This window comes from Pseudomonas sp. NPDC047961, from assembly GCF_050272435.1.
In the GTDB taxonomy this organism is placed as follows: Bacteria; Pseudomonadota; Gammaproteobacteria; order Pseudomonadales; family Pseudomonadaceae; genus Stutzerimonas.
In genome coordinates, this window is record NZ_JBNNMD010000013.1 from 1 (window position 1) to 4,810 (window position 4,810).

6 protein-coding genes and 1 pseudogene are annotated in these 4,810 nt (G+C 52.3%); 3 read left to right on the forward strand and 4 right to left on the reverse strand.

Going from position 1 to position 4,810, the window contains the following annotated elements:
• The 3 genes from ACQKIK_RS22475 to ACQKIK_RS22485 form a co-directional block, all read left to right on the forward strand.
• Positions 1 to 568: hypothetical protein (locus ACQKIK_RS22475; protein ID WP_499137447.1), on the forward strand; the 568-nt coding region annotated here is incomplete at its 5' end.
• Between the two features lie 124 nt (positions 569 to 692).
• On the forward strand, positions 693 to 1,382 hold the full coding sequence (locus tag ACQKIK_RS22480) for a C1 family peptidase (RefSeq protein WP_499137455.1): 690 nt from the start codon (positions 693 to 695) through the stop codon (positions 1,380 to 1,382).
• Between the two features lie 55 nt (positions 1,383 to 1,437).
• Complete coding sequence (locus tag ACQKIK_RS22485; protein ID WP_499137448.1) at positions 1,438 to 1,611, forward strand: aldo/keto reductase; 174 nt, start codon at positions 1,438 to 1,440, stop codon at positions 1,609 to 1,611.
• Here ACQKIK_RS22485 and ACQKIK_RS22490 read toward each other — a convergent pair.
• The 4 genes and pseudogenes from ACQKIK_RS22490 to ACQKIK_RS22505 all read right to left on the reverse strand — a co-directional run.
• On the reverse strand, positions 1,604 to 2,767 hold the full coding sequence (locus ACQKIK_RS22490) for a phospholipase D family protein (RefSeq protein WP_499137450.1): 1,164 nt from the start codon (positions 2,765 to 2,767) through the stop codon (positions 1,604 to 1,606). The two genes, ACQKIK_RS22485 and ACQKIK_RS22490, sit on opposite strands and share 8 nt — an antisense overlap.
• 498 nt (positions 2,768 to 3,265) lie before the next feature.
• A complete protein-coding gene (locus tag ACQKIK_RS22495; protein WP_499137452.1) occupies positions 3,266 to 3,874 on the reverse strand; it encodes a helix-turn-helix domain-containing protein in 609 nt (202 codons plus the stop codon).
• On the reverse strand, positions 3,871 to 4,167 hold the full coding sequence (locus ACQKIK_RS22500) for a helix-turn-helix transcriptional regulator (protein WP_499137453.1): 297 nt from the start codon (positions 4,165 to 4,167) through the stop codon (positions 3,871 to 3,873). The genes ACQKIK_RS22495 and ACQKIK_RS22500 overlap by 4 nt, the downstream gene beginning before the upstream one ends.
• Positions 4,168 to 4,682: 515 nt before the next feature.
• Positions 4,683 to 4,810 (reverse strand): annotated as a pseudogene (locus ACQKIK_RS22505) (AAA family ATPase); the annotation flags it as partial.

Sequence of the window (4,810 nt, forward strand, 5' to 3'; positions counted from 1 at the left end):
GACTTATCCACAGTTGCTGGTAACAAAATCAGCAATCCGCCCTGGGTCAAATTTCAATCGGCAGGGTGGGTCAATTTTCCATCAGCGCCAACAGTCTTGGAAGAAGTCAGACAACGTTATGCGGCTTGAGGAGGATGTTATAAGTAGACATGACGCAATGATTAGCCAACTAGGAGCAGTGTTCACAATTCCGCTTAAAAGCACGGCTTTCTCGAATAAGACGATAGTTGCTACGTTCAACGAGGCCGGCGCCCCTTCCAAGGTCGGTTTGAAAGCTTCCGCATCTGCTGAAGTGGCGGCTTCGACAGTAGAGTCGCTAGTAGACAGCGCCATTCAGGTGCGAAAAGCGACGGCGTCAAGGAAGCTTGAGGAAGTGAAAGCTGAGACGGAGCTTCTGACGGCTCAGAAAGATCTGGAAGATGCAAAGAAAGCGTTGAATCCAAGTGATCAGGCGCTGGCCGAAGCAACCTCCGCATTTTCGGCTGACACCGCTCTGCTGCAGGCAGAGCTCGCTAACATCCAAGCACGCCGGACATTGGATGAGGCCAAAACGCAAGCTGGGCTCTAGAGGAAGACAAATGTCGAATAATCGCCCTGATACCCAACGAGATAGTTGGGTTCGGCTCATAGCGCCAATGTCTGCGCTGGCTTTGCCAACAGGCGTAAGTACCAACGAGAAATCCTTGCCGCAGATGCAGTCGGACCTCTTTGAGCGCCGACAGCCAGCCACAAGCTCAATCCCAGCGAAATACGATGGACGGGAGTACGGCATCATAGGGCCAGCCACAGATCAACGGGCGGTGGCTGCCTGCGTGTCCCACGCAGCCTGTGCAGTGGCGGATTCCCGCAGACGCCTCGCAGGGCTTGCGTCGATCCCCCTTTCGCCCAGCTATCTTCATTACTGCCTCTTACGACTGGAATCCGGAATGGGTACCAACGCGGCCTGGCTGGCTGGGCGATTGAAAAAAGAAGGTGTGCCGCGGTCAGTGGCAGGAGATCAGACACTAGATGCTCCAAAGCAATGCTCGGTGCTAGATAAAACTGGGAGGTTTGAAGTCTCGTCTTTCTATCGTTTTGAGAATGGGAACGAGGTGAAGGAAGAGATTGTTCGATATGGACCAGTGATCGCTCATATGTATCTGTATGATGATTTTTGGGCTGAGTACGGCGGAGGGATCTACTACGCACCCAAAATAAACACTCCCTACCAACATGCAGTGATTTTGATCGGTTTCGATAACCTGCAGGGTTGCTGGATAGGCAAAAACAGTCGCGGAGTCGGCTGGGGCGAAAGTGGCTGTTTCAAGATTGCGTATGGCGAGTGTGGAATATTGAGTCCAGGGCTTCCCGTTTATTCATTTGATTTGAAGCCGGAAATTTAGTCTTCACTCACTCACAGCATTGCTCATCTCTGGCGTAAAGGATTGCGTCCGGTGGTTGCTGAGATATGCCTGCCGGAGTCCTGCTTACCTCAGACAGTGCTTCGAGCTCAGCCGCAGGCGTCTAAAAGTCGAGGCTATAGACCTATGCTACCTCCACCGCATTGATCCGAGCATTTTCTGTGGTATTTCGAGCGTAAACTCAATTGAGCTCGCAATAGATCTCAGGTAGAAGCGAACCAAATTATGCAATCCAGCTCAGCTAAACTTTCTGCAGGATAGTTCTCTGCTCGATCAAGAGCAGCCCGAAGAAGGCGAGCTCTATTTACATAGCGTTCCCCCTTGCTAAGCCCCCTGGGGAATGAAAAGTCCAGTCCTTCGAACCAGTCGCGGACGGGGCTATTAAGAACGAAGTAATGTTTTGGGAAGAACTGACAAAGCATTTCAGAAAACAGGGCACCTCGGGTTGGTATGCGAAGCTGGGTCAGACGATTAATCTCTCTGATCACTACTCTATCGCGGCTTGCGAACGGGGCATCGAGAACATGAACCAAGCTTTTGGATAGCTCACGAAAGTCACTATTGCGCCCCCTTCGCTCCCATCCCTTACCTTGAAAGCGGCTACCTTCCTCACCGAAAAACCAAAGAGAACTGAGCTTGTAGTAGAAGTCATCAGATCGCGCTTCATTCCAGTTTCTGGCCCTACTGGTCGTGCGAAACAACGCCTCTAGCTCCGCCCTGCGTCTGCGGAACATTTTCATTTGGTCGCGACGCTGCTCCAAGTAGAGCTGATAGCCCTTGAGCTTACGTATAGCCGGTAACGGAAGGTGATAAACCTCCTCGCCATCCACAGGCTCGTCTGTCTTGGGTCTACCGCCACGCGCAGGCTGACGCGCTTCCTCATACTTATTGAGCCAGGTTTCATCCAGAGTGACGCTTACCCCGTGCACCTGCTCAATCCACTCCAAGGACAACTCAAACTGCTCATCGGAGATGGCCGAAAAGCCATTGGCCTCGTAGTTGGTGGAGAAAGCGGCTTTGGTCAGATTGGACGAGCCGAGCAGCGCATAGCACTTACTGTCTAACTCACGCCAGAACATCGCCTTCGGGTGAAACCCGTTGATCGACTCTGCCACCATGAACTCCTGATGGCGGTCAGCAGGAAGCCATTTCAGGACAGCTCGGCAGGCATTCTTACGAGTGATGCCGAAGTCTTTTCCGACAATGAAAAGAAAAGACTCGCATTGGCTACCGATCCCCTCTTCGATACCCCACTCCGTAAGGTACGCACTAACAATATACAGCTCTTTCGAGCGGCCCAATGCCCGTTGGTAAATTTCTCCCAGACTAAGTCCTTCTGACTTCTTGGGCAGCAGAATCAAATCCATAAGACATCCATATCAGGTTGAGAAAACAAACTTACTCTACCGCTTTGGCCGGTTGGTGTAAGCCTCTCATCTAGCTTGCTGTGGCAAGGCATTGGTGCTGCCGCATGCGTTACCAGTACAGTGGCAAGCAGCCTACCCCGCATATGCCAATGATTCAGCCATGGCGCAAGACGTCCGTTGACCAGCCCCCCCCCGAACAGAGCAGCGCTACAGTTTTACGATAAATACTTGTAGGCAGAAGCACAGTCGGTAGCTCGCCCTAACGGCTGCTTTTGGCCGAAAGCGGTCATTGGCTAAAGGCGCCGATGGACCACAGGATGGCCCTCCGGATTACAAGAGTTGGGTACTGCGTCGGACCGGTATAGCTTTTAATCTCTTCTTGTATGAGTGACTGATTGTCACCGGTTAGCGATGTTGAACTGCCTGCCCGACATTTTATCTCCTACGACCTCTGTCAAATAGTCAGGTGACTGACTGACCTGTGCATAACTTGTCTTATTACCCGTCACGGCGTTTTCTCATTTCATCACGGAGATGTATTAGCGTCCTATGCAGGTGCGGGTTGTTTAACGCTAAATTGTCGAGCTCTGCCTGAGTTATCTGGACGCCTATTTTGGTCTGCCTCTGGACCGTCTGTTCTTCTCCGGGCCGGATGCTCCGGGTAGATGTCTCCATGTCGAGCAGCCTGCGCTTGAGCTCCTTGACGGTGCTTTCGATTTGGAGTGGCCGATAATCCCATTGTGCATGACCGTGGCGGCAACCGTTGCCATCGGAAATCACGACTTTTTCAATCAGCCGATACTCGTTGTATTTACGAGCTCGAGATTTACTGATGTAGCCTTTGCTTTCCAGCTTTTTGATCTGACGCATCACGTGGCGCGGGCTAATGCCCGCCTTTCTAGCGATCGTTTCGATTGCGGCTATGGAAACTCCTGTTTGAATGTTGCAGTGGGATTTGATCACGCAATAGACAGTGAATGCATCCGGGCCAAGGATCGCTAACTCTTGATCGATCATGGATTGAAATATATGAAACCAGTAGGTGTTTGGCTTCATTCGCTGTTCGCCGCTGCCGGGTTCACTAGTAGTTATTCTTAAATCGCTCATTTGTGTGCCTCCACCTGAGCCTTCTTGGTGGGGCGTCCTGCTTTGCTCTTCGCCTTTGGGCCCTCCAACGGCGTGACAACATTGAGCTTCGGCCCGGTGCGCATCCAGAGTCGCAAGTCTCCTAGTCTCCACCTTAGGCGCGAAAGCCCTGGCACTGGCTCTAGGCCGGGTAGTTTGCGCTGACGGACCGTAAGCACGCTGAAGCCTGTCAGCGCCGCAACTTCGGCTACGCCGATCAGTACGTCATCTGCTAAGTTTTGAATGTTCTGGATGGTCTCGTAATCGATGCTCATGGCGACTGTCGCTCGGTTGCTCTGGAAGGTTTCCAGATTCAGCCAGGGAGTGAGCGACCTACTAGGACACGTTTTTCACAGGTGTGTCTGATAGCCAGAGAGTGAGGTATGCAACTGCCAGACTATTCGGTCGTTGAACCAGCAGAAGCATTCGAGCTTGTTCTTCATGAGCTGAGGCGCCATGCGGCTACCGGCCGGAAAAACTTTCCTATCCGGGTTTCGGTTGATTTAGTGGAGTACCTTTTCTCCGCGATGCTGCGAAAGTCGGGCATGTCAAAGGTCGCCCTGGAGCGATCACTGACGGAGCTCGGGGTTTATGGGTGTTGGCGCTGATGGAAAATTGACCCACCCTGCCGATTGAAATTTGACCCAGGGCGGATTGCTGATTTCAGCATCAGCAACTGTGGATAAGTCTACCAGTGAGACTACTTTTGAATCCTCCCTTTCGATATCCCAATGCCGTAGTCGAAGACCTGCCACATCCAGTCATGCAGCAGGCCACCCTTTCGGCAAAGTCAAAACGGCTCGTCGCCCTCCGGTTCCTGGCTGCCCTTACGCTTTCGCTCCCGTGATTTGATCTTGGCCTGGGCCGCCAAGCTACTGTGTTGCAGGCGATAGGACTCGTTACCGGTTTCGACGATGT